General features: G+C 63.5%; 16 protein-coding genes and 1 pseudogene. 9 read left to right on the top strand and 8 right to left on the bottom strand.

Annotation, left to right across the window (positions count from 1 at the left end):
- Nucleotides 1-95: 95 nt before the first annotated feature.
- Both CK486_RS14715 and CK486_RS14710 read right to left on the bottom strand, forming a co-directional pair.
- Complete coding sequence (locus CK486_RS14715; RefSeq protein ID WP_095941065.1) at nucleotides 96-1451, bottom strand: DUF3999 domain-containing protein; 1356 nt, start codon at nucleotides 1449-1451, stop codon at nucleotides 96-98.
- Nucleotides 1448-5097: pseudogene (locus tag CK486_RS14710) on the bottom strand (DUF2339 domain-containing protein). The gene CK486_RS14715 and the pseudogene CK486_RS14710 overlap by 4 nt, the downstream one beginning before the upstream one ends.
- Nucleotides 5098-5311: 214 nt before the next feature.
- Between CK486_RS14710 and CK486_RS14705 the strand changes: the two are divergent.
- Nucleotides 5312-5707, top strand: a complete 396-nt coding sequence (locus CK486_RS14705; protein ID WP_095941128.1) for a YkgJ family cysteine cluster protein — start codon at nucleotides 5312-5314, stop codon at nucleotides 5705-5707.
- Between the two features lie 55 nt (nucleotides 5708-5762).
- On the opposite strand, the gene cptA is transcribed toward CK486_RS14705, so the two are convergent.
- Both cptA and CK486_RS18110 read right to left on the bottom strand, forming a co-directional pair.
- On the bottom strand, nucleotides 5763-7499 hold the full coding sequence (gene cptA, locus CK486_RS14700) for a phosphoethanolamine transferase CptA (RefSeq protein ID WP_095941064.1): 1737 nt from the start codon (nucleotides 7497-7499) through the stop codon (nucleotides 5763-5765).
- Nucleotides 7500-7578: 79 nt separating this feature from the next.
- Nucleotides 7579-7752 (bottom strand): hypothetical protein, encoded by a 174-nt coding sequence (locus CK486_RS18110; RefSeq protein WP_176481722.1) that lies wholly within the window; start codon nucleotides 7750-7752, stop codon nucleotides 7579-7581.
- Here CK486_RS18110 and CK486_RS14695 point away from each other — a divergent pair.
- The gene (locus CK486_RS14695; RefSeq protein WP_095941063.1) at nucleotides 7751-9082 is read left to right on the top strand and encodes a DUF3422 family protein; all 1332 of its coding nucleotides are present in this window, start codon (nucleotides 7751-7753) and stop codon (nucleotides 9080-9082) included. The two genes, CK486_RS18110 and CK486_RS14695, sit on opposite strands and share 2 nt — an antisense overlap.
- Nucleotides 9083-9148: 66 nt before the next feature.
- Here the strand turns inward: CK486_RS14695 and typA are convergent, their stop codons facing one another.
- The gene (gene typA, locus CK486_RS14690) at nucleotides 9149-10966 is read right to left on the bottom strand and encodes a translational GTPase TypA (RefSeq protein ID WP_095941062.1); all 1818 of its coding nucleotides are present in this window, start codon (nucleotides 10964-10966) and stop codon (nucleotides 9149-9151) included.
- A 130-nt stretch (nucleotides 10967-11096) separates the two neighbouring features.
- On the bottom strand, nucleotides 11097-12551 hold the full coding sequence (thiI, locus tag CK486_RS14685) for a tRNA uracil 4-sulfurtransferase ThiI (protein ID WP_095941061.1): 1455 nt from the start codon (nucleotides 12549-12551) through the stop codon (nucleotides 11097-11099).
- 330 nt (nucleotides 12552-12881) lie between these two features.
- Between thiI and glnA the strand changes: the two genes are divergently transcribed.
- The 6 genes from glnA (at nucleotide 12882) to rarD (ending at nucleotide 19299) form a co-directional block, all read left to right on the top strand.
- Nucleotides 12882-14288, top strand: coding sequence for a glutamate--ammonia ligase (gene glnA / locus CK486_RS14680; RefSeq protein WP_095941060.1), 1407 nt, complete (start codon nucleotides 12882-12884; stop codon nucleotides 14286-14288).
- A 169-nt stretch (nucleotides 14289-14457) separates the two neighbouring features.
- A complete protein-coding gene (locus CK486_RS14675) occupies nucleotides 14458-15009 on the top strand; it encodes a DUF4124 domain-containing protein (RefSeq protein WP_095941127.1) in 552 nt (183 codons plus the stop codon).
- Entirely contained in the window at nucleotides 15006-15632 is a 627-nt protein-coding gene (locus CK486_RS14670) for a DUF4124 domain-containing protein (protein ID WP_095941059.1), read from the top strand. Before CK486_RS14675 ends, CK486_RS14670 begins: the two co-directional genes overlap by 4 nt.
- Nucleotides 15633-15816: 184 nt before the next feature.
- Entirely contained in the window at nucleotides 15817-16890 is a 1074-nt protein-coding gene (glnL, locus tag CK486_RS14665) for a nitrogen regulation protein NR(II) (protein WP_095941058.1), read from the top strand.
- 5 nt (nucleotides 16891-16895) lie between these two features.
- Complete coding sequence (gene ntrC / locus CK486_RS14660) at nucleotides 16896-18329, top strand: nitrogen regulation protein NR(I) (RefSeq protein ID WP_095941057.1); 1434 nt, start codon at nucleotides 16896-16898, stop codon at nucleotides 18327-18329.
- An 85-nt stretch (nucleotides 18330-18414) separates the two neighbouring features.
- Nucleotides 18415-19299 carry an EamA family transporter RarD gene (gene rarD / locus CK486_RS14655; RefSeq protein WP_095941056.1) on the top strand — a complete coding sequence of 295 codons (885 nt, stop codon included), beginning with the start codon at nucleotides 18415-18417 and terminating at the stop codon, nucleotides 19297-19299.
- Between the two features lie 207 nt (nucleotides 19300-19506).
- Here rarD and CK486_RS14650 read toward each other — a convergent pair whose 3' ends face one another.
- Complete coding sequence (locus CK486_RS14650) at nucleotides 19507-20025, bottom strand: glycine cleavage system protein R (protein ID WP_095941055.1); 519 nt, start codon at nucleotides 20023-20025, stop codon at nucleotides 19507-19509.
- A 14-nt stretch (nucleotides 20026-20039) separates the two neighbouring features.
- A complete protein-coding gene (locus CK486_RS14645; protein ID WP_095941054.1) occupies nucleotides 20040-20489 on the bottom strand; it encodes an N-acetyltransferase in 450 nt (149 codons plus the stop codon).
- A 194-nt stretch (nucleotides 20490-20683) separates the two neighbouring features.
- Here CK486_RS14645 and CK486_RS14640 point away from each other — a divergent pair, with 194 nt between their 5' ends.
- On the top strand, nucleotides 20684-22861 hold the full coding sequence (locus tag CK486_RS14640) for a malate synthase G (protein WP_095941053.1): 2178 nt from the start codon (nucleotides 20684-20686) through the stop codon (nucleotides 22859-22861).
- Nucleotides 22862-22884 lie beyond the last annotated feature (23 nt).

The raw sequence follows: 22884 nt of genomic DNA, 5'->3' as shown, positions 1-22884 counted from the left end.
ACCGCACTCATCCTGATCCGCTCTCCGCTGCGGCTGTCACTCACCCAGTCACCAGGCAGCTAGCCTAGCCAGCAGACCGAACAATGTGAAGTAACTCACACAGACTTGCGCGGACGCAGGAGGCTGTAAGCCATCCCCCCCAGCAACAAAACCCCGACCAGGAGTACCGCCCACAGGGCCAGGCGCTGCCAATCCGCCTGAGCATCACCGGCCACCGCACCCGACTGAGTCTGCTCCGGCGCAGCCTGCGCGGCGGGAAGCAGCAGCGTGGCCTTGGGCAGCTCACGCAGTTGCTCGCTGCTGTAGCCGGGCATCAGCGTCGCCAGCGGCAATTCGACGGAGGCAGCCTTCGCATTGCCCAGCAGCAGACGATAAGGCCCCTCGCCACGGGCCAGGAACACCAGACGCTGACCACTCAGGGCGTACTGCAACTGCGGCGCGCTGGAAAAGCCGCCACCACGCGCATCCACCTGCACACGCAGCTCGCTGAGCGGCCAGCCCGGCAGGCGCAGTTCCTCCTCGCGCACTTCGCGCCCCTGCTGCGGCAAGCGGTAGAGCACACCCTGCGTCACTGCCGCCCACGGCCGGGTGGTGTCGACGCGTCCCTGCACCCGTACCGGCACCAAGCTGTTGGCATCGCTCAGCGGCAGACGCAAAGCCTGCACCGGCAATGCCCGCGGCAACTTCCACTGGTAGGACTGCGCATCCAGCGGCTGCGCCGGCAACGGCTCGGACCACAGCAGCGGCGGTTCCACATAGCCCTCCTGAACACTGACCAGCTGCACCGCCCTCAGCTCCGGGGCCACCGCCGGCGAGCGCCAGAGCAGTCGCAGGTAGCGGCTGCGCAGCGCCGGCAGCCTGACCTCGCGCTGCTCGATGCGATCGCCTGCAAAACTCAGGCGCGCCACCTGATAGTCCCCCACCGCCTGCCAGTGCTGCAGATCATCGCTGCTCTCCACGGCAAAACGCTGGAAGCCTTCGGCACCGTCCCAGTCGAGACTCAGACGCACCAGAGGCGCCTGAATGGCACTGGCATCCAGCAACCAGCCCTGACGCGGCAACGGCTGGTTGCCTGATGTCGTCGCAGGCTGCACCTCGACCAGCGTGCCCGTGCTGCGGCTCTCGATGCGCAATCCCGGCGGCAGGCCGGTGGTGGCCTGCTCGGCCTGCAGGGGGAACCAGCGCACGCCATGGCTCTGCTCGGCCTGACGATATTCCGCTGCGGGCTGCAACAGGCTGTAGGCCAGAAACTGGCCCTGAGCGTTCTGCACGCGCAGGTCGCGCAGATCGTTATGCCGTGCAGCGAGCAGCGCCGGCAGCGGCAGGTCCAGCTGGAACCAGGGGCCGGCGACCGGCGTCTGCAAGGTCGCCTGCCAGGCGAAGTCCTCGGCCTTTTCGACCGCCAGAACAGGTGTGGCCAGCACCAGCAACAGGGCCATCAAGGACTTCATTTCAACTCCTCACCAGCCTGTTGCTCACAGGCCTCCTCCTGACGCGGCGGCAGCGGGGCAAAGTAGCCCACCACCAGCAACAGCACGCCCACACCGATAAACGAAATGATGCGCTCCAGACCACCACGATTGCCCAGTTCGACAAAGAACAGCTTGGCCACCACCACCGCAATCAGCAGCGCACCAACCACCCACAGCTCGCGGCGCACACGCAGATGGCCGACGATCATCAGCGCCAGGGCGATCAGGGTCCAGACAATCGACAGGCCGCCTGTACCAGCATCGAATCCAGCTGCAGCGACAACTGATACGGCACGCCGGCCCAGTGGAACGCCGTGCGGAAGACCATAGCCGTGGCCAGCGCAAACAGTGAGGCACCGACCACCACTGCGACCACCTGGCGGCTGCGTTCGGCCTCGATACCCAGCTCCGGCAGTCCTTCGTGCAGCCAAAGGCCGGCACCCAGCAGCGCCAGCAGCAGACCGATTTCCAGCGGATTGAGCAGCGGAACGTAAGGCAACGGCGCGGCATCGCCGGCGCTGAAGGCATTGGCCAGCCAGAACCACAAGAGCATCAGCAGTGCCAGCGGCAGGGACGCCCACAGCCGGTATTCACGCGGGAAGGCGGCGACCGGCCAGGGCAGGCGCTGCACCCGGCAGACCAGCAGCAACCACAGGCTCGGCAGCACGCTCCAGCCCAGCCAGCGCCAGGCGTTGTAGGCCTCGGCCAGCAGCATCAGCAGGTAGCGCAGCTCCAGCGCCAGCACACCGAGCAGCAGCCACAGTCCCAGCACATGGGCGGCCGACTGCGGCCCGGCCGGCAGCAGCGCCGCCAGACGACGCAGGCTGAGCGCATGCACGGCAAACACCGCCGCCCAGGCCAGCCAGCCGAGGTTCGCCAGCGGATGGTACTGACTGTGCCAGGCCCACAGCAGGATCACGCCCGCCACAGGCATCAGCAGACTGCACAGTAGTGCCAAGGTCACCCAGCGCAGGCGTACTGCCAGCAGCGTCGCCAGCAGCACACTGGCCGCTGCCACCAACAGCAGAGCAGCACTCTGCAGCGGTGCATCGACAAAGCGCAGTACCTCACTGGCCAGCGTCAGCGCCCACCAGGCGGCGCCCCACACCAGCAACAGCTGGGCCAGGCGCTGCAGATTCAGTGCACCCAGACCGTCACCCTGTTCCGCCAGACGCAGGCGCCAGCTGCCAAGCAGCGCCGCCAGCGCCAGCGCCATCGGCGTCCAGAAGCCGGCATGGGCCAGCGGCGTCAGTTCTTCGCCACTCACTTGCCCCAGCAGCAGCGGGCTGACGGTGAAGAAAGTCAGGCCACCGAGCAGTTGCAGCAACAGGCCGAAGATGAAACTGGCGCGCTGCTGCAGGTGCAGGCTGAGCCAGACGATCAGCAGCCCCGTGGCCGCCCACACCCCGCTGGCGCTGAGCCATGGCAGGACAAACAGCACCGCCAGGTTGATGAACACCAGACCGACCAGCAGCACCAGCGTCAGTCCGCGCAGCAGGCGGCGGTCCTCGCGCACCATCGCGTGCCGCCCGGCCAGCAGCATGCCGCCAATCAGCAGCAGACCAATCAGCGAGGCGGCCAGCAGACTGCGCCAGCTTGCACCAAGGCCGGAGCCCAGCTGACTGCCGTCCATATCGAACAGGAACAGCGCGCCGCCGAGCAGCTGCACGGCAAAGGCACTGAACAGGAAACTGCGCGACTGCAGGCGCAAGCCGGCCAGCAGGGTCAGCAGACCGGCCACCGCCCAACTGATCGCGGTGCCATCCACGGCGAAGCACAGCGGGGCGATCAGGTAGGCGAAAGCAAGGCCGCTGACGGCCAGCCATGGCAACAGCCGCGCTTCGCCGTCGCTGACCAGCGCCCGGTGCTGACGCAGCTGCCAGAAGCTGAACAGCAACGCCACCGCCAGCATCGCCGCGCCCAGTGGCGCGCCGGTGAGCAGGGTGTCGCCGCCGTGCTGCAGATCGAGCAGAAACGCCACGCCGGCGCCGAACTGCAGCAACAGGGCAAATCCGCGTGCCAGCCGGCGCTGCTGACGCAGGGCCATCCAGAATATACCGGCACCTTCGACCGCCCAGGCCGCCGACGTCCAGCGCGCATCCAGCCCCAGCGGGATGGCCAGCGAGCCAAACACCACACCCAGCGCCAGGCAGGTCTCCACCAGCAGTTGCGCCCGCTGACCGACACGCCCGGCCAGCAGTCGCGCCAGCAGCAGGTAGAACAGGCCCAATGCCAGTGCGCTGAAAGCCGCTCCGAACTCAAGATGACGAACCAGAGCGAACTGCAGGCCAAAACCCACCAGCGGCGGGCCGAACAGCGCCGTGGCATCAACGTAATCGCCCTTGCCCGCCGCCCAGCGCAGCCACTCGCCGCGCTCGGCGCCCTGCGGGGCGTCATCCGCATCGCGCAATGTGCGGCGCGCAAACAGCAGACCGATGGCCACGTACATGAGGAAGAACACCACCAGGAACGGCTCGGTGGAGGCCAGCAGCTCCGGCGTATAGGAACGCATGCCCCAGGCGAAACCGATGCCGAAGGTGCCGAGGAAGCCGATCAGATTGAGCAGACGCCAGGCCTTGAACCAGGCGATGGCCAGGATGCCGCTGTTGAGCAGAATGAAATAGGAAAACAGCGCCACATGGTTGCCGCTGCCCGTCGACGTGAGAATCGGCGCGGCAAACCCGCCCAACGCGGCAGCCGCCGCCAGACCCAGCGCATTCTGGGTCACCGCGAGAATCGCCGAGAACAGGGTGACCAGCACCAGCAAAGCCAGCGCCGCCTTGGGATCGATCAGCGGGTGCAGGCGCATGGCGGCGAAGACCGTCAGGTACAGCACGGCAATCCCGGTGCCCTGCAGAATCAGGGCATAGCCCTCTCGCCGGTGACGCAGCCACCAGCCCAGTCCCAGCAGGGCAACAGCGGCGGCGGCAACGCCGGCATAACGCAGCTCGACCGGCACCACCATGCCCTCGGTGGCGTAACGCAGGAGGAAGGCCAGGCCGAGGAACAGCAGCACCGCACCGATGCGCAGCACCGGATTGCCGCCGAACAGCCAGTTGCGCACCGCATCGATAGCCTGATCGATCAGCCCCGGCGGGGCCGGCGGTGGCGGTGTTTGCGGACGTACAGGCGACGCAGCACGCACGGGCTCTGCTGGCGTCGCCAGCGGTGCGCTCGGCTGGGCAGCGGTCGCCGCGGCGACTGTCGGTGCTGGCAAATCGGCCGGCAGTTCCCAGACCAGCTCACTGTCATCCGCCGCAGCCACCGGCATGGCCGTCTCCGCCTGCTCGGCATGGGCTGCCAGCGTCGAAAAATCGGCGGACTCGGGAGCTGGCTCGGGTTCAGGCTCGGCCACGGGAGCGGCTGGCGGCGCAGAGAACGCCTCGGATGCCACCTGCTGTTCAACCTTGACCAGGCGCGCATGAATGGCCTGGGTGCCGCGCTCGAAGCGTTCGGCAAAGCCTTTGAGCTCATCTTGCAGGCGCTGATTGTCTGCCGCCAGCATCTGCAGACGCAGAGCCTGCCCCAGCGCCAGGCCACAGACCCCGCCGAGCAGGGCGCCGGTGAGCGACTCACCGGCCACACCCCCGACCAGCAGACCCACCACCATGAAGATCCATTGCATGCGTGCTTCCCTCGCGCCCGGGGGCGATTGCATCCGTGACAGTCATACCCACGCCGAGTATATCCAGCCCGGCCTCTGTCAACAGAGACGCCGGCAACAGATCCGTGCGGCACATATCCCTACCACACAGCGCCCAGCGGTTCACAAATGCCCGCCAGCCGCTATCATCGCGCGCCCGCCACGCGCTGCGGGCCGCGCCGAGAAAAGACCGATGATGAAGAACAACCTGATCCCCGCCGCCGATATCGACCGACTCGATACCTGGGCGCGCTACAACAAGGACATGTGCTACAGCTGCCACTCCACCTGCTGCACCCTGCCGGTGGAGGTGCGTCTGAGCGACCTGATCCGCATCGGCGTGGTGGATGCGTTCGAGAAGGACGAGCCGGCGAAGAACATCGCCAAGCGCCTGCAAAAAGACGGGATAGTCGAGCGCTTCAATCAGAAGACGGGCATTTTCACGCTCACCCGCCTGAGCAACAACGATTGCCTGTACCTGGACCGCAAGACACGCCTGTGCACCATCTACGACCAGCGCCCGGATACCTGTCGCAACCATCCGCGCGTCGGCCCGCGCCCCGGCTACTGCGCCTACAAGCCAAAAGCCTGAGGCCGCCGGCGGGGTCAGCCCTGCGGCCTCCCCCACCTGCGCGGTTCAAGACGCCCTAGTTCTGCGCAACCTTCTTGTCGTCCACCGCCTTCTTCGGCTGGATCAGGCTGAAATCGATCATGCTTCTGGGCACCGTCGGATTACCGATCAGCAACGGGCGCGGCTCGAACTGCTGGCTGGTCAGGCTCTTGCTCAGGTCCAGCTCATCGAAGCGGATGCGCGCCAGATCAGCAAAGGTGTGAATGAAGTGCTCGCTGCTGTAGGGGCGACTGCGCGCGCCCTGCAGTTCACGGGGATCATCGGCACGCCACTGCGGCGAACGCCAGACGATGAACGGCACGGTGTACATCGGCGAGGTCGGGCTGGCCTCGTTACGCCCCAGCACCGTTGCTGCCGGCGCATCGAACACGGCTTCACCATGATCGGCCAGGTAGACCAGGAAGCCATTGGGGTCGGTCTCTGCATAGGTCTTGATCAGACTGCCCACCACAAAATCGTTGTACAGCACGGCATTGTCATAGCTGTTGTAGGTCGGCAGCTGATGGCGGGTGACGTTTTGCGGAGCCCCTTCCGCCGTGGTGAAGCGCTCGAACTCCTCCGGATAGCGGAAGCGATAGCTCATATGGGTGCCCAGCAGGTGCACCACGATCAGCTTGCGCGGCGCATTGTCGGCCAGCGCCCTGGCGAACGGCTCCAGCACATCCCCGTCGTACTGACGGGCATTCTGGTTGCGGTTCTGATTGAGATAGACCTGCTCATCCGCCTGCTTGGAGAAGGTGGTGAGCATGGTGTTGCGCTCGGTCAGGGTCTGCTGGTTGGTGATCCAGAAGGTCTTGTAACCGGCCTGCTTCATCATGTTCAGCAGGGATGGCGTGGTCAGGTAGGCATCCGGGCTCTGCTGATCGGCAAAGGTCAGCACCTGCTGCAACGCTTCGATGGTGTAAGGCCGTGGCGTCACCACGTTGTCGAAGATATCCAGCTGGTCGCGCAGGGTATCCAGCTCCGGAGTGGTCGGCCGCTGATAGCCGTACAGGCTCATGCGCTGACGGTTGGTCGACTCACCGATGACCAGCACCAGCGTCCTTGGCTTGTCTCCCGCCAGATCCTGCAGATTGCGCAACGGGGCGACCGCGGCGTTGCTGGCCAGCAACCGCTGCATTTCGCTCAGTTGCTGCTGATACTTTTCATAGCCCATCACCAGCTGCCAGGGCACTGCCGGCTCCATACGCGTCTGCAGGTGCTCGACAGCCTCACCCCAGCTGTCCTTCTGCACATACTCCTTGCCCAGCGGATAACCCAGCACACTCAGCACCAGCACCGCCGGCACCAGCACACGGGCCCGCTCACCCAGGTACACCGGGCGCAGCCTGCGCCACAGCCACCAGGCACCAAAGGCATAGGCCAGATAGGCCAGAGGCATCCACCAGCTGAAGTATTGCGCCAGGTATTCACTGCCCTCGGCCACATTGGACTCGAAGAGAATGAAGATCACGCTTTGCGAGAATTCCTGACCGTACACCAGGAAATAACCGAAGGCCGGCAACGAGGCCAGCCACAAGACAACCCCGAGCACGCCGCCGAGCAGGCGGGTGCGGGCCGGGAACAGCAGCAGCGGCGCCAGCCAGATCAGGCTCATGATGATCGACTGGCGCAGGCCGCTGAAGCCGGCGCTGTCGCTGAGCTTGATCATCAGGTGGGTCACACCGGAGAAATACCAGAAGAACAGGAACATCCAGCCGATACCGGCCCAGTCGATTTTCTTGCCCGCCTCACGCGCTTGTACTGCCGACATAACGATTTCACCTGAAGTAGATGAATGCTTTATGCCCAAGTACCTGTGAAATCTTCGTCAAGGCCGCATTAAGCCATTCTTAACAGGTGCGACATAACGCCTCATGGGCCGTCGGCGTGGCCGCGCATAAGCTCCTCAGCCCATTGTTTGCGCCAAGTGTGGCGAGGCCGGCATCGCCGTCGTCACACAGGCAACTCAGCACTTTGCGGCTCAACACCAGATGAACGGCCGCCGACCACAGATCCTTCGCCATGAATCAGCTCCTCCCGCAATCCCCAGCCACTGCCAGCGATACCAGCCAGCGCCTGCGTTTTCATCCCGAACGCGAAGCGCTGTTCAACGAGCTGCATGCCCGCCCCTTCCCGGTGCTGCCCACCCCGGCGAACCTCTCGCAACTGGTCCTGCTACCCGACCCGCAGCAGCCTGGGGCGGAATATGAGCACCTGCTGAAACTCTGCGAACGGCATGCCGTGCTGCCGCCCAGCCCGCAGTCGTCCTGCTATTACCAGGACTTCGGCGGCTTCGAACTGCGCTGGGAACGGCATACCGAATTCTCCACCTACACCCTGGTGAGTAAGGATGCCGGAGGCGAGCCTTTCACCCAGACCGCGCTCAGCCTGCTGCCTGAAAACTGGCTGAACGCCCTGCCGGGACAACTGATCAGCAGCAACCATGTGGCCATCGTCGCCGCACCGGATCAGCCGCCCAGCCCGGACGACATGCGCCAGTACTTTGAAGGGCAGCGCCTGATCAGCTCCCACGTCAGTGCCGGCCAGGCCCGCCTGTGGAGTGCCTATCGCATTCACAGTGATGGCTGCGGACGTCTGCTGATTCACAATCAGGATCTCAATCCCTGCCAGACCGGCCGTCTGGTGCGCACCCTGCTGGAAATGGAGAACTACCGCATGATGCTGCTGCTGGCCCTGCCACAGGCCAAGAGCATCTCCCCTCAGGTGCAGGACATGGAGCAAAAGCTGGCCGGCGCGATTGGCCAGATCAACCAGATCCAGAACCTCATTGATGAACGCCGCCTGCTGGGTGAGCTGGGCAATCTGGCCGCCCGGGTCGAACAGCTGATCGCCGCGCATAACTTCCGCTTCTCGGCCGCCCGCGCCTACCACGAGCTGATCCTCAACCGCCTGGCCGAACTGCGCGAGCAGGAATACCCGGGCCTGCAGACCTTCAGCGAGTTCCTCCAGCGCCGCCTGACACCGGCCTGGCGCACCTGCGAAGCGAGCGAACGCGGCCTTGACGATCTGGCCCTGCGCATCGACCGCGCCAGCGAGCTGCTGCGCACGCGCATCGACCTGACCATCGAAACGCAGAACCAGCAACTGATGCTGGCCATGGACAGACGCAGCAATATCCAGCTGCGCCTGCAGCAGACCGTAGAGGGCCTGTCGGTGGCGGCGATCAGTTACTACCTGGTCGGCCTGTGCAAATACCTGGCGGAATCGGCCGAAAGCCTCGGACTGATCAGCGACAGCCACCTGGCCACCGGCATCGCCGTGCCCTTCTGCATTGGCGTGGTGTGGCTGAGCATGCGCCGTCTGAAGCGCAGCTTGAGCCTGGACAAACACTGAACAGGCCAATACGAAAAAGCCCCCGCAGGCTTACACCTACGGGGGCTTTTCTTTACTCAGTTCGAGTTAGACCTTGCTGCGCTCGTAGCGCTTGCGGTCGTTCTCGTTGAGCATTTTCTTGCGCAGACGGATCGACTTCGGCGTCACTTCCACCAGCTCGTCTTCGTCGATGAACTCCAGCGCCTGTTCCAGGGTGAACTTCAGCGCCGGGGTCAGCTGGATGGTCTCGTCCTTGCCGGAAGCGCGCATGTTGTCGAGCTTCTTGGCCTTGGTCGGGTTGATCACCAGGTCGTTGTCGCGGCTGTGGATGCCGGCCAGCTGGCCTTCGTAGACTTCATCCCCCGGGCTCAGGAACAGCTTGCCGCGGTCCTGCAGGGTTTCCAGGGAGTAGGTCAGCGCAGTACCGGTGGCCATGGAGACCAGCACGCCGTTCTGGCGGTGAGCCACGTCACCGGCCTTGACCGGACCGTAATGGTCGAAGGTCGAGGTCAGGATGCCGGTGCCCGAGGTCATGGTCAGGAAGGCGTTACGGAAGCCGATCAGGCCACGCGCCGGGATGATGTATTCCAGACGGATACGACCCTTGCCGTCGGGGATCATGTTGGTCATGTCGCCTTTGCGCATGCCCATCTGCTCCATCACCGGACCCTGGTGTTGTTCTTCGATGTCGATGGTGACGTTCTCGTACGGCTCCTGCTTCTCGCCGTCCTTCTCGATGATCACCACTTCCGGACGGCCTACGGCCAGCTCGAAGCCTTCACGGCGCATGGTTTCGATCAGTACGGAGAGGTGCAGTTCACCACGGCCGGAGACCTTGAACTTCTCGGCGGAATCGCCCGGCTCGACGCGCAGAGCCACGTTGTGCAGCAGTTCCTTGTCCAGACGGTCCTTGATGTTGCGGCTGGTGACGAACTTGCCTTCTTTACCGGCGAACGGCGAGTCGTTGACCTGGAAGGTCATGCTCACGGTCGGCTGGTCGACGGTCAGCGGCGGACGTGCTTCAACACAGGCCGGGTCGCACAGGGTGTCGGAGATGAACAGCGAGTCCATGCCGGAAACGCAGACGATGTCGCCGGCTTCGGCTTCGGCCACTTCCACGCGCTGCAGGCCGGAGTGGCCCATGATCTTCAGCACGCGGCCGTTGCGCTTGGTGCCGTCGTCGCTGATGGCCACCACCGGGGTGTTGGTCTTGATCTTACCACGGGCGATACGGCCGATACCGATCACACCGAGGAAGCTGTTGTAGTCCAGCTGGGAGATCTGCATCTGGAACGGACCTTCGGTGTCGACCTGCGGGGCCGGCACGTGGTCGATGATCGCCTGGAACAGGGCGTCCATGTTGTCGTCCATCTTCTCGTGGTCCAGACCGGCGATGCCGTTCAGGGCCGAGGCGTAAACGATCGGAAAGTCCAGCTGCTCATCGGTGGCACCGAGGTTGTCGAACAGGTCGAAGATCTGGTCGATGACCCAGTCAGGACGCGCGCCCGGACGGTCAACCTTGTTCACCACCACGATCGGACGCAGACCGGCCTTGAACGCCTTCTGGGTCACGAAACGGGTTTGCGGCATCGGGCCGTCCTGAGCGTCGACCACCAGCAGCACGGAGTCGACCATCGACATCACGCGCTCCACCTCGCCACCGAAGTCGGCGTGGCCGGGGGTGTCGACGATGTTGATGTTGTAGCCGTTCCACTTGATGGCGGTGTTCTTCGCCAGAATGGTAATGCCGCGCTCTTTTTCCTGGTCGTTGGAGTCCATCACGCGCTCGGATTCCGCTTCTTTGCGGTCGAGGGTGCCGGAGAGCTTCAGCAGTTTGTCTACCAGGGTGGTTTTGCCATGGTCGACGTGGGCGATGATGGCGATATTACGCAGTTTTTCGATCACGATAATGTCTCACTAAGGGATTCGGTCTGTCATGGCCACGCAGCTTGCGCGGCCCGGATGAAACGGCAGTTACAGCTGACACAGGTCGGGGGGGCGATGGCGGATACTGCCGCCATTCAGCCCCGGCAACCTATGCCGGACGATAAACGCGCACATTGGCATGCCCCTCGGATAGCAGGTGATGGGCATGCAGGCGACTCATTACGCCTTTGTCGCAATACAGCAGGTACTGGCGGGTCTCATCCAGTTCCTTGAAGCGGTTATTCAGGGCATAGAACGGCAACGTCCGGACTTCCACACCCTCTACGGTCAGCGGCTCATCCTCGGTGGCATCGGGATGACGGATATCGAGGATGATCTGCCCCGGCAGGGCTTCGGCGACGATCTCCACCTGCAGGTCCTGCCCCAGCTCATCGATCACCCGGTCTACGGTCAGACGCCTGGCATTGTCGATGGCCCGCTCGAGAACAGCCATGTCGAAATGGCTTTCCTCATATTCGACCCGCTGCTGCTTCGCGCGGGTGGTCGGGTTCACCGAGATCACGCCGCAATATTCGGGCATGTGCTTGGCAAACTCGGCGGTGCCGATCTGCGTGGCACAGTCGATGATGTCCTGCTTGTGGCTGGCGACCAGCGGCCGCAGCACCAGCATGTCGGTGGCCGAGTCGATCACCTTGAGATTGGTCAGCGTCTGGCTCGACACCTGGGAAATGGCCTCACCGGTGACCAGCGCATCGATATGCAGGCCCTCGGCAATCCGGGTCGCCGCGCGCAGCATCATGCGTTTGAGCACCACGCCCATATGGCTGTTGTCGACCTTACCGAGAATCTCGCCGACTACCTCTTCGAACGGCACGCTGATGAAGAGCACGCGGTGCGAGCTGCCGTATTTCTGCCAGAGGAAGTGCGCCACTTCCATCACGCCCAGCTCATGGGCGCGACCACCGAGGTTGAAGAAGCAGAAGTGACTGAGCATGCCGCGCCGCATGATCTGGTAGGCCGCCACGGTAGAATCGAAACCACCGGACATCAGCACCAGGGTCTGGTCCAGCGAGCCCAGCGGGTAACCGCCAATGCCTTCGTGCTGACGGTGGATGATGTACAGGCGCTCGTGGCGAATCTCGAAGCGGACTTCCACCTCGGGATTCTTCAGGTCGATGCCGGCGGCACCGAACTCACTGCGCAGGCGGCTGCCCACGTAGCGCTCGACTTCCATCGAGGTAAAGGCGTGCTTGCCGCCGCGCTTGCAGCGCACCGCAAAGATCTTGCCGGGCAACTGGCTGCCGAAATGCTGGCGGCACTTGTCGAGCACATCATCAAAATCGCCGAGCGGGTACTCGTGCACCTCGAGGAAGTGGGCAATACCCGGAATGCAGCGCATGCGCTCGATCATTTCCCGCAGCAGCTTGCCGTCGCTCAGGCCCGTCTGTACTTCCAGATTGTCCCACTCACCCTGCACGTCCAGCACCGGATCGAGATCCTTGAGCACGGTGCGGATGTTCTTCGCCAGCTGGCGGATGAACTGCTTGCGCACCGGCCGGCTTTTGATGGTGATTTCCGGAAATACTTTGACGATGAGCTTCATGAAAAACACCGCGCGGGCGGAGCGGCCAAAAAGAGGGGCGCGGAGTATAGCGGAAATTGCTCAAGCTTTGACCAAAAACTGCATCCAATGCATGCAGAGCACCATGTTGGTGCGGCAAGCTTTAAATGCGCACCACATAAGTGCGCAAAAGCCGTAAAAAAAGCCGCACAACCCGCGCCAAGCCTGATTTTCGGGCATCCGGGCTATCCGAGTGCACTGGCATGCTAATTGCTCCCTTGTGAGGCAGGTCGCCGTAGCGGAATATGCCGCCCGGCTTCTAACCGATTCAGAGGCAGCTCTACGCCCGCCTCTTTCCAACTGGAGGACAGCATGTCGAAGTCGATTCAACTGATTAAAGAACACGACGTGAAGTGGGTAGATCTGCGCTTCACCGATACCAAGGGCAAGCAACATCACGTGACCATGCCGGCCCGTGACGCTCTGGACGAAGACTTCTTCGAGCACGGCAAGATGTTCGACGGCTCTTCCATCCATGGCTGGAAAGGCATCGAAGCCTCCGACATGATCCTGATGCCGGTTGACGACACCGCCGTACTGGATCCGTTCACCGAAGAGCCGACCCTGATCCTGGTTTGCGACATCATCGAGCCGAGCACCATGCAAGGCTACGACCGCGACCCGCGCTCCATCGCCAAGCGCGCTGAAGAGTTCCTGAAAACCACCGGCATCGGTGACACCGTATTCGTAGGTCCGGAGCCTGAGTTCTTCATCTTCGACGAAGTGAAGTTCAAGTCCGACATCTCCGGCTCCATGTTCAAGATCTTCTCCGAGCAGGGCTCCTGGAACACCGACGCTGACATCGAAGGCGGCAACAAAGGCCACCGTCCGGCTGTCAAAGGCGGCTATTTCCCGGTTCCGCCGTGCGACCACGACCACGAAATCCGTACTGCCATGTGTAACGCCATGGAAGACATGGGTCTGGTTGTTGAAGTCCACCACCACGAAGTGGCCACTGCCGGCCAGAACGAAATCGGTGTGAAGTTCAACACTCTGGTCGCCAAGGCTGACGAAGTTCAGACCCTGAAGTACTGCGTACACAACGTAGCCGATGCCTACGGCAAGACCGCTACCTTCATGCCGAAGCCGCTGTACGGCGACAACGGTTCGGGCATGCACGTTCACATGTCCATCTCCAAAGATGGCAAGAACACCTTCGCTGGCGAAGGCTATGCCGGCCTGTCCGAAACCGCCCTGTACTTCATCGGCGGTATCATCAAGCACGGTAAGGCCCTGAACGGCTTCACCAACCCGTCGACCAACTCCTACAAGCGTCTGGTTCCGGGCTTCGAAGCTCCGGTCATGCTGGCCTACTCGGCCCGTAACCGTTCCGCCTCGATCCGTATCCCGTACGTTTCCAGCCCGAAAGCCCGCCGTATCGAAGCGCGCTTCCCGGATCCGGCAGCCAACCCGTACCTGTGCTTCGCTGCCCTGCTGATGGCGGGTATCGACGGTATCCAGAACAAGATCCACCCTGGCGATGCTGCCGACAAGAACCTGTACGACCTGCCGCCGGAAGAAGCTGCCAACATCCCGCAGGTTTGCGGCAGCCTGAAGGAAGCCCTGGAAGAGCTGGACAAGGGCCGCGCCTTCCTGACCAAGGGCGGCGTATTCTCCGACGACTTCATCGATGCCTACATCGAGCTGAAGTCCGAAGAAGAAATCAAGGTACGCACCTTCGTACACCCGCTGGAATACGACCTGTACTACAGCGTCTAAGCCAGCAGCACCTGCGCAAGCAGCGTGATCAAAAGAGGCCTCCTTCGGGAGGCCTCTTTTTTTGTGCCCCGACAAATTCCTTGCGCCAGGACACGACCATGGCGCGGCGCACTTGCGCATCGCCGGCGTCAGTGCAAGGCTTGCGGCAGGAATGATTGCGGAGATCATCATGCGCCTGCTCGTCACCAGCCTGCTGCTCAGCCTCACCCTGCCCGTCAGCGCGCAGATCTATCAGTACAAGGACGCCAACGGCAACACGGTGTACACCAACCAGCCCCCTCAGGGGCAGGATGCCGAACAGGTCCAGTTGCCGCCGACCAACAGCGTCGAGATGAGCACACCCAAAACCAGCGAATCCACCGCTCCGACCGAGCAGGCCAGCGGCGCGCACTACGCCACTCTCGCCCTGACGGACCTCCCCAGCGATGAAGCCCTGCGCGCCAACAATGGCACCTTCAGCGTTCGGGTAGAGATCACGCCCAAGCTGGCAGCGGGCCATCGTCTGCGCCTGCTCCTCGATGGCAAACCCTACGGCCAGGCCAGCAACAGCACCCGCCTGCAGCTCACCAATATTGACCGCGGCGAGCACAGCCTCGCCGTCGAGGTACTCAGCGGCGGGCAGTCCATTCAGCAGAGCAGCCCGGTGACCTTCACCGTGCAGCGCGTCAACACCCAGAGCCCCGCTCTGAGACCGAAGCCGACACCCAAGCCCGCCACATGAAACTAGTCGCCACCCTGCTGCTCAGCCTGCTCTGCTGCCTGAAGGCGTTCGCCGAGGTCTATACCTACATAGACGCCGAGGGCAACCGCGTGTTCACCGACAGCCCGCCACGGGGCAATGCCGAGCGCATCCAGCTGGCGCCGAGCAATGCGTTCACCGCGCCACACATGAACAAGCCGGTGCCGGCCGTTCAGCCCGGGCAACCACCGGCACCGCCGGCCTATCAGTTGCTGCGCATTCTCCTGCCCGAGCCGGACAGCACCATCAGCGACAATGCCGGCAACCTGCTGGTGACCGTCAACAGCGAGCCGACACTGCGCCCCAGCGACAGCTACCGCCTGCTCCTCAACGGCCAGCCCCTTGGCGAGCCAAGCCGCAGCGCCGTATTTCCACTGGAAAACATCGACCGCGGCACCCACCAACTGGCGGTGGAAATCATCGACGCGCAGGGCATCACCGTGGAGCGCACCCCCAGCCAGCCCTTCCACATGAAGCGCACCAGCCTGGACATGAAACGTCAGGCCAATCCCTGCAAGAAGAAGGACTGGGGCGTGCGCCCGGAATGCCCTCTGGCAGACAAACCGAAGGAACCGAAAGACATCCCGCTGGTGCCCTTCATCTAGCAAGGCACCATAGTGGTGCACGCAAACGCACCACATCCTACACTTTGCACACTTCTCGCTCGTCGGCACGCCACCCGGTGCGCCGATTGCCCGCTAACGGCAAGGCCTGCTGAGGTTTTTGCGTCTTTTCGGGGCCTTGGTTTGCTTCTTGCATTTTCCTGCCCATCGCCGGGATGCCCAAACCATGATGAACGACGCCTTGCACCGACTGCTGCTGGATAACCTGACCACTGCCGTGCTTCTGCTCGATGCAGAGTTGCGCCTGCAGTACATGAATCCGGCTGCGGAAATGCTGCTGGCCGTCAGCGGCCAGCGCAATCACGGCCAGTTCATCAGTGAACTGTTCACCGAGTCCGCCGAAGCCCTGGCCGCACTGCGCCAGGCCGTGAGCCAGGCGCATCCCTTCACCAAGCGCGAAGCCACCCTTACCTCGCTGAACGGCCACAGCCTGACCGTGGATTACGCCGTCACGCCGATTCCCGCGCGCCGCGAAACCCTGCTGCTGCTGGAAATTCACCCGCGCGACCGCCTGCTGCGCATCACCAAGGAAGAAGCGCAGCTGTCCAAACAGGAAACCACCAAGCTGCTGGTGCGCGGTCTGGCCCACGAGATCAAGAATCCCCTGGGCGGCATCCGTGGCGCCGCCCAGCTGCTGTCACGCGAGCTGCACGAGCCCTCCCTCAGGGATTACACCGACGTGATCATCGAGGAGGCCGACCGCCTGCGAAATCTGGTCGACCGCATGCTCGGCTCCAACAAGCTGCCGTCGCTGGCCATGACCAATATCCACGAAGTGCTGGAGCGCGTGTGCAGCCTGGTCGATTTGGAAAGCCAGGGATGCATCACTTTGGTGCGCGACTACGACCCGAGCATCCCGGACGTACTGATCGACCGCGAGCAGATGATTCAGGCGGTGCTCAATATCGTGCGCAATGCCATGCAGGCGCTGGCCAGCCAGAGCGACCTGCACCTGGGCCGCATTACCCTGCGCACCCGCACCCTGCGCCAGTTCACCATCGGCCACACCCGCCACCGGCTGGTGTGCAAGGTGGAGATCATCGACAACGGTCCGGGCATTCCGCCGGAGCTGCAGGACACCATCTTCTACCCCATGGTCAGCGGACGTGCCGATGGCACAGGGCTGGGCCTGGCCATTACCCAGAACATCATTAGCCAGCACCAGGGGCTGATCGAATGCGAGAGCCATCCCGGGCATACCGTATTCGCCCTCTTCCTGCCGCTGGAACAAGGAGTTTGATTGCGATGAGCCGTAGCGAAACTGTCTGGATTGTCGACGATGACCGTTCCATCCGCTGGGTGCTGGAAAAGGCCCTGCAACAGGAGGGCATGAGCACCCAGAGCTTCGACAGTGCCGACAGCGTGCTCAGCCGCCTGGCCCGCCAGCAGCCGGACGTGATCATCTCGGACATCCGCATGCCCGGCGCCAGCGGTCTCGACCTGCTGGCCCAGCTGCGCGAGCAGTTCCCACGCCTGCCGGTAATCATCATGACCGCCCATTCCGATCTGGAAAGTGCGGTGGCCTCCTATCAGGGTGGCGCCTTCGAGTACCTGCCCAAGCCGTTCGACGTCGATGAAGCCGTCTCGCTGGTCAAGCGCGCGGCACAGCACGCCCAGGAGCAACTGGCTCAGGCCGCTCCCGCCGAACTGGCGCGTACCCCGGAAATCATCGGCGAAGCACCGGCGATGCAGGAGGTGTTCCGCGCCATCGGTCGCCTGTCGCACTCCAATATCACCGTGCTGATCAACGGCGAATCCGGTACCGGCAAGGAGCTGGTCGCCCATGCCCTGCACCGCCACAGTCCGCGCGCGGCCTCGCCATTCATCGCACTGAACATGGCGGCTATCCCCAAGGATCTGATGGAGTCCGAGCTGTTCGGCCATGAGAAGGGCGCATTCACCGGGGCTGCCAACCAGCGTCGCGGCCGCTTCGAGCAAGCCGACGGCGGCACTCTGTTCCTCGATGAGATCGGTGACATGCCGGCCGATACCCAGACCCGCCTGCTGCGCGTGCTGGCCGACGGCGAGTTCTACCGGGTCGGCGGGCATACGCCGGTCAAGGTCGACGTGCGCATCATCGCCGCCACCCACCAGAATCTGGAAAACCTGGTGCAGGCCGGCAAGTTCCGCGAAGACCTGTTCCACCGCCTCAACGTCATCCGCATCCATATTCCGCGCCTGGCCGACCGCCGCGAGGATATCCCGGCACTGGCCCGTCACTTCCTCGCCCGCGCCGCCCAGGAGCTGGCTGTAGAGCCCAAGTTGCTCAAGCCGGAAACCGAGGATTACCTGAAGAATCTGCCCTGGCCGGGCAACGTGCGGCAGATGGAAAACACCTGCCGCTGGATCACCGTCATGGCCTCCGGTCGCGAGGTGCATATCGACGACCTGCCGCCGGAGCTGCTCAGCCAGCCGCAGGAAAGCGCCCCGGTCACCAACTGGGAACAGGCCCTGCGCCTGTGGGCCGATCAGGCTCTGGCCCGCGGTCAGTCCAGCCTGCTCGACAGCGCCGTGCCGGCCTTCGAGAAGATCATGATCGAGACCGCCCTCAAGCACACCGCCGGCCGCCGGCGCGATGCCGCCGTGCTGCTTGGCTGGGGTCGCAATACCCTGACGCGCAAGATCAAGGAGCTGGGCATGAAGGTCGACGGCGGCGATGACGACGAAGGCGACGACTGACCCCCGCTGAAATCTGACCGGACGGACAGACAAAGACCCGCAGGGTGCCTAGAATGACGCCCTGATCTGTCTGTCGTGGTCTGCCATGCCTACCTCTTCCCGCCAGGGCCTGCTTCTCGGCCTGTGCGCCTATTTCATCTGGGGCCTCTTCCCGCTCTACTTCAAGACCCTGGCCGCCATTCCGGCGCTGGAGATCATCGTCCACCGCGTGCTCTGGTCGGCGCTCTGTGGTGCGGCCCTGCTGGCGTTGTGGCGCCATCGCGGCTGGTGGCGTGAACTGACCGACAACCCCTGGCGTTTTGCCATCCTGGCAGCCTCGGGCGCGCTCATCGCCATCAACTGGCTGGTCTACGTCTGGGCGGTCAACCATGAGCGCATGCTCGATGCCAGCCTCGGCTACTACATCAATCCGCTGATCAATGTGGTGCTGGCTCTGTTGCTGCTCGGCGAGCGCCTGCGCCGGCTGCAGTGGCTGGCTGTCGGGCTGGCAGCACTGGGCGTTGCACAGCAGGTCTGGCAGCTCGGCCACCTGCCGTGGATATCACTGGTGCTGGCACTGTCTTTCGGTTTCTACGGGATCATCCGCAAGCAGGCGCCGGTCGCGGCGCTGCCCGGACTGGTGGTGGAAACCTGGCTACTGCTGCCGCTGGCGCTCGGCTGGCTGCTCTGGCATGACAGCGCCCTGACCACCCAGACCGACTTCTGGAGTACATCCTCAGCTGCCTGGCTGCTGCTTACCGGCCCGATTACCCTGGTGCCGCTGCTGTGCTTCAACGCCGCCGCCCGCCAGTTGCCCTACGCCACCCTGGGTTTTCTGCAGTACCTCGCGCCGACTCTGGTCCTGCTGCAGGCAGTACTGCTCTATGAAGAACCACTGCCCGCGAGCAAGCTGCTGGCCTTTGCCTGCATCTGGCTGGCATTGGCGCTCTACAGCTGGGATGCCTGGCGACACAGCCGGCGTTACGACTGATCAGATTCTGCGCAACAGGCGCCAGGCCACGCGGGGAGCGGGCTGAGCGCTATTGTCCCGCGCTTATCCACAGCACCATCCCCAGCGACTGTGCACAACCGATTGAATCTGCACGTTTTTTGACCGGCGACAGGGATCCGGCGACAGGCCTGGGCTGGGGAGAGAGCTCCCCAGCTTATCCACAGCCTTGCCCCCGGTAACTGGGGATCAGTCCTCGGGGCGCAGCACCAGCTCGACCATCAGGTCATCGGCCAGGCTTTCCAGTTTGCTCTGCAGGGTATCCAGCGACAGGGGCAGCGGCAGCGCCAGCAGGGCCTCGGCATGGAACAGCGGCTCGCTGCTCATGGGAGCCGGCAGCACTTCGGTGGTCAGGCGCTCGACGTTGACGCCCAGATCGGCCAGCTGGCGACTGATGTCACGCATGATGCCGGGGCGGTCATTGCCAACCAGGTCGAGGTGAATCGGCTTCCAGTTGCACGATGGCTCGATGCCGCTGTGCGCCACCAGCACGCGGATGTCGAAGGCCTTGAGCTCCTGCAGGCTTTCCACCAGTTCGTCATGCGCCTCGGCCGGCACCGCCACCCGCAGTATGCCGGCAAACTGCCCGGCCATGCGCGACATGCGGCTCTCCAGCCAGTTTCCACCATGCCCGGCGACAACCTGGGCGATGCGTTCCACCAATCCCGGCTGATCCGGGGCAATGACGGTAAGGACGAGATGATCCACAGACAACTCCTTGTTCAGGGCTTAAGGCTGAGCCAGTAGGTATAAAACACCTGGTCACGCACGTAGCCAAGCTTTTCGTACAGTGCCTGCCCGACCAGATTGGTTTTCGCCGTTTCCAGCTGCAAGCCACAGGCGCCGGTGGACTCGGCATGCGCCCGAGCAGCATTCATCAGTGCCTCGGCGATACCCTGGCGGCGCGCCTGCGGGCTGACGAAAAGGTCATTGAGCAGGTAGGACGGCTGCAGCTCCAGCGAATTGAAGATGGGATACAGCTGGATAAAACCCTGCGCCTCGCCGGCAGCATCCCGCGCCAGCAGCAGCACCGAGTCGCTCTGATCGAGGCGCTGAGCCAGAAAGGCGCGCACCTCGGGCAAGCTGCGCGGCACCTCATAGAACGCCAGATAGGCGGCAAACAACGGGGTCAGTTCATCCAGATCATTCAGACTGGCAAGGTGTACCGGCATAACTACCTCCTGTGGCTATTCAGCGAGTATAGGCATGACCGGGAATCGCCTTGCAGTCATTTGCAGACGCCCGCCCCCTGATTTTTCCCGCAGCATCCTGTAGTATTCCCCGCCTCGCACTACAAGGCCCTGGCGCCGGGTATTGCGAACCGTCCAAAGCCCAGAGCCGTTCCGTAACAGAGTTGAGGCAAGCAATGACTGAGCGCGTACAAGTCGGTGGCCTGCAGGTCGCCAAAGTCCTGTTGGACTTCGTCAACAACGAAGCCATTCCCGGAACCGGCATCAGCGCCGAGCAGTTCTGGGCCGGTGCCGATGCGGTCATCCATGACCTGGCGCCGAAGAACCGCGCTCTGCTGGCCAAGCGCGACGAGATCCAGGCCAAGATCGATGCCTGGCACCAGGCCCGCAAAGGCCAGGCCCACGACGCAGTGGCCTACAAGGCCTTCCTGCAGGAAATCGGTTACCTGCTGCCTGAGCCGGCTGACTTCCAGGCCACCACCCAGAACGTCGACGAAGAAATCGCCCGCATGGCCGGCCCGCAGCTGGTAGTGCCGGTAATGAACGCCCGTTTCGCCCTGAACGCCTCCAACGCCCGCTGGGGCTCGCTGTACGATGCCCTCTACGGCACCGACGTAATCAGCGAAGAAAATGGCGCCGAGAAAGGCAAGGGTTACAACAAGGTCCGCGGCGACAAGGTCATCGCCTTCGCCCGCGCCTTCCTCGACGAAGCCGCGCCGCTGGCTGCCGGTTCCCACGTCGACTCCACCGCCTACAAGATCGTTGACGGCAAGCTGGTCGTCAGCCTGAAAGGCGGCAGCAACACCGGCCTGCGCGACGACGCCCAGCTGATCGGTTTCCAGGGCGATGCCGCGGCGCCGACCGCCGTGCTGCTCAAGCACAACGGCCTGCACTTCGAAATCCAGATCGACGCCAGTACCCCGGTCGGCCAGACCGATGCCGCCGGAGTGAAGGACGTGCTGATGGAAGCCGCCCTGACCACCATCATGGACTGCGAAGACTCCGTTGCCGCTGTCGATGCCGAAGACAAGGTTGTGGTCTACAAGAACTGGCTCGGCCTGATGAAGGGCGACCTGGCCGAAGAAGTGGCCAAGGGCGGCACCACCTTCACCCGCACCATGAACCCGGACCGCACCTACACCAAGATCGACGGCTCCACCCTGACCCTGCATGGTCGCAGCCTGCTGTTCGTGCGTAACGTTGGCCACCTGATGACCATCGATGCGATCGTCGACAAAGACGGCTTCGAAGTGCCGGAAGGCATCATGGATGGTCTGGTGACCAGCCTGATCGCCCTGCACAACCTGAAGGGCAACACCACCCGCAAGAACACCCGCACCGGCTCCGTGTACATCGTGAAGCCGAAGATGCACGGCCCGGAAGAAGTCGCCTTCACCACCGAGCTGTTCGGCCGTATCGAGGATGTACTGGGCATGGCCCGCAACACCCTCAAGGTCGGCATCATGGACGAAGAGCGCCGCACCACCGTCAACCTGAAAGCCTGCATCAAGGCCGCGAGCGAGCGCGTAGTGTTCATCAACACCGGCTTCCTCGACCGCACCGGTGACGAAATCCACACTTCCATGGAAGCCGGCGCCATGGTGCGCAAGGCCGCCATGAAGGCCGAGAAGTGGATCAGCGCCTACGAGAACTGGAACGTCGACATCGGCCTGGCCACCGGCCTGCAGGGTCGTGCCCAGATCGGTAAGGGCATGTGGGCCATGCCCGACCTGATGGCCGGCATGGTTGAGCAGAAGATCATGCACCCGATGGCCGGTGCCAACACCGCCTGGGTACCGTCGCCGACCGCCGCCACCCTGCACGCCCTGCACTACCACAAGGTCGACGTGTTCGCCCGCCAGGCCGAGCTGGCCAAGCGCGAGCGCGCCTCCGTGGACGATATCCTGACCATCCCGCTGGCCAAGGACACCAACTGGTCCGCTGAGGAAATCCAGAACGAACTGGACAACAACTCTCAGGGCATCCTCGGTTACGTGGTGCGCTGGATCGACCAGGGCGTGGGTTGCTCCAAGGTGCCGGACATCAACGACGTCGGCCTGATGGAAGACCGCGCTACCCTGCGCATCTCCAGCCAGCTGCTGGCCAACTGGCTGCGTCATGGCATCGTTACCGAAGCGCAGATCGTCGAGAGCCTCAAGCGCATGGCGCCGGTGGTTGACCGTCAGAACGCCAACGACCCGCTGTACCGTCCGCTGGCGCCGAACTTCGACGACAACATCGCCTTCCAGGCTGCCCTGGAGCTGGTGGTCGAAGGCACCAAGCAGCCGAACGGCTACACCGAGCCGGTTCTGCACCGCCGCCGCCGCGAATTCAAGGTCAAAAACGCCCAGTAATTCGCCGCTGTGAAAAAACCGCC

The organism is Pseudomonas sp. HAR-UPW-AIA-41 (genome assembly GCF_002304225.1).
Taxonomy (GTDB): domain Bacteria; phylum Pseudomonadota; class Gammaproteobacteria; order Pseudomonadales; family Pseudomonadaceae; genus Aquipseudomonas.
Note: the sequence above shows the minus strand (reverse complement) of the source record. Positions and strands in the feature narration are given on the sequence as shown.

Excerpts from the sequence above, each read along its gene's own strand:
- CK486_RS14715 (WP_095941065.1), bottom strand. The coding sequence starts at position 1,451 with ATGAAGTCCTTGATGGCCCTGTTGCTGGTGCTGGCCACACCTGTTCTG.
- CK486_RS14705 (WP_095941128.1), top strand. The coding sequence starts at position 5,312 with ATGAAGAACAACCTGATCCCCGCCGCCGATATCGACCGACTCGATACC.
- cptA (WP_095941064.1), bottom strand. The coding sequence starts at position 7,499 with ATGTCGGCAGTACAAGCGCGTGAGGCGGGCAAGAAAATCGACTGGGCC.
- CK486_RS14695 (WP_095941063.1), top strand. The coding sequence starts at position 7,751 with ATGAATCAGCTCCTCCCGCAATCCCCAGCCACTGCCAGCGATACCAGC.
- CK486_RS18110 (WP_176481722.1), bottom strand. The coding sequence starts at position 7,752 with ATGGCGAAGGATCTGTGGTCGGCGGCCGTTCATCTGGTGTTGAGCCGC.
- thiI (WP_095941061.1), bottom strand. The coding sequence starts at position 12,551 with ATGAAGCTCATCGTCAAAGTATTTCCGGAAATCACCATCAAAAGCCGG.
- glnA (WP_095941060.1), top strand. The coding sequence starts at position 12,882 with ATGTCGAAGTCGATTCAACTGATTAAAGAACACGACGTGAAGTGGGTA.
- CK486_RS14675 (WP_095941127.1), top strand. The coding sequence starts at position 14,458 with ATGCGCCTGCTCGTCACCAGCCTGCTGCTCAGCCTCACCCTGCCCGTC.
- CK486_RS14670 (WP_095941059.1), top strand. The coding sequence starts at position 15,006 with ATGAAACTAGTCGCCACCCTGCTGCTCAGCCTGCTCTGCTGCCTGAAG.
- glnL (WP_095941058.1), top strand. The coding sequence starts at position 15,817 with ATGATGAACGACGCCTTGCACCGACTGCTGCTGGATAACCTGACCACT.
- ntrC (WP_095941057.1), top strand. The coding sequence starts at position 16,896 with ATGAGCCGTAGCGAAACTGTCTGGATTGTCGACGATGACCGTTCCATC.
- rarD (WP_095941056.1), top strand. The coding sequence starts at position 18,415 with ATGCCTACCTCTTCCCGCCAGGGCCTGCTTCTCGGCCTGTGCGCCTAT.
- CK486_RS14645 (WP_095941054.1), bottom strand. The coding sequence starts at position 20,489 with ATGCCGGTACACCTTGCCAGTCTGAATGATCTGGATGAACTGACCCCG.
- CK486_RS14640 (WP_095941053.1), top strand. The coding sequence starts at position 20,684 with ATGACTGAGCGCGTACAAGTCGGTGGCCTGCAGGTCGCCAAAGTCCTG.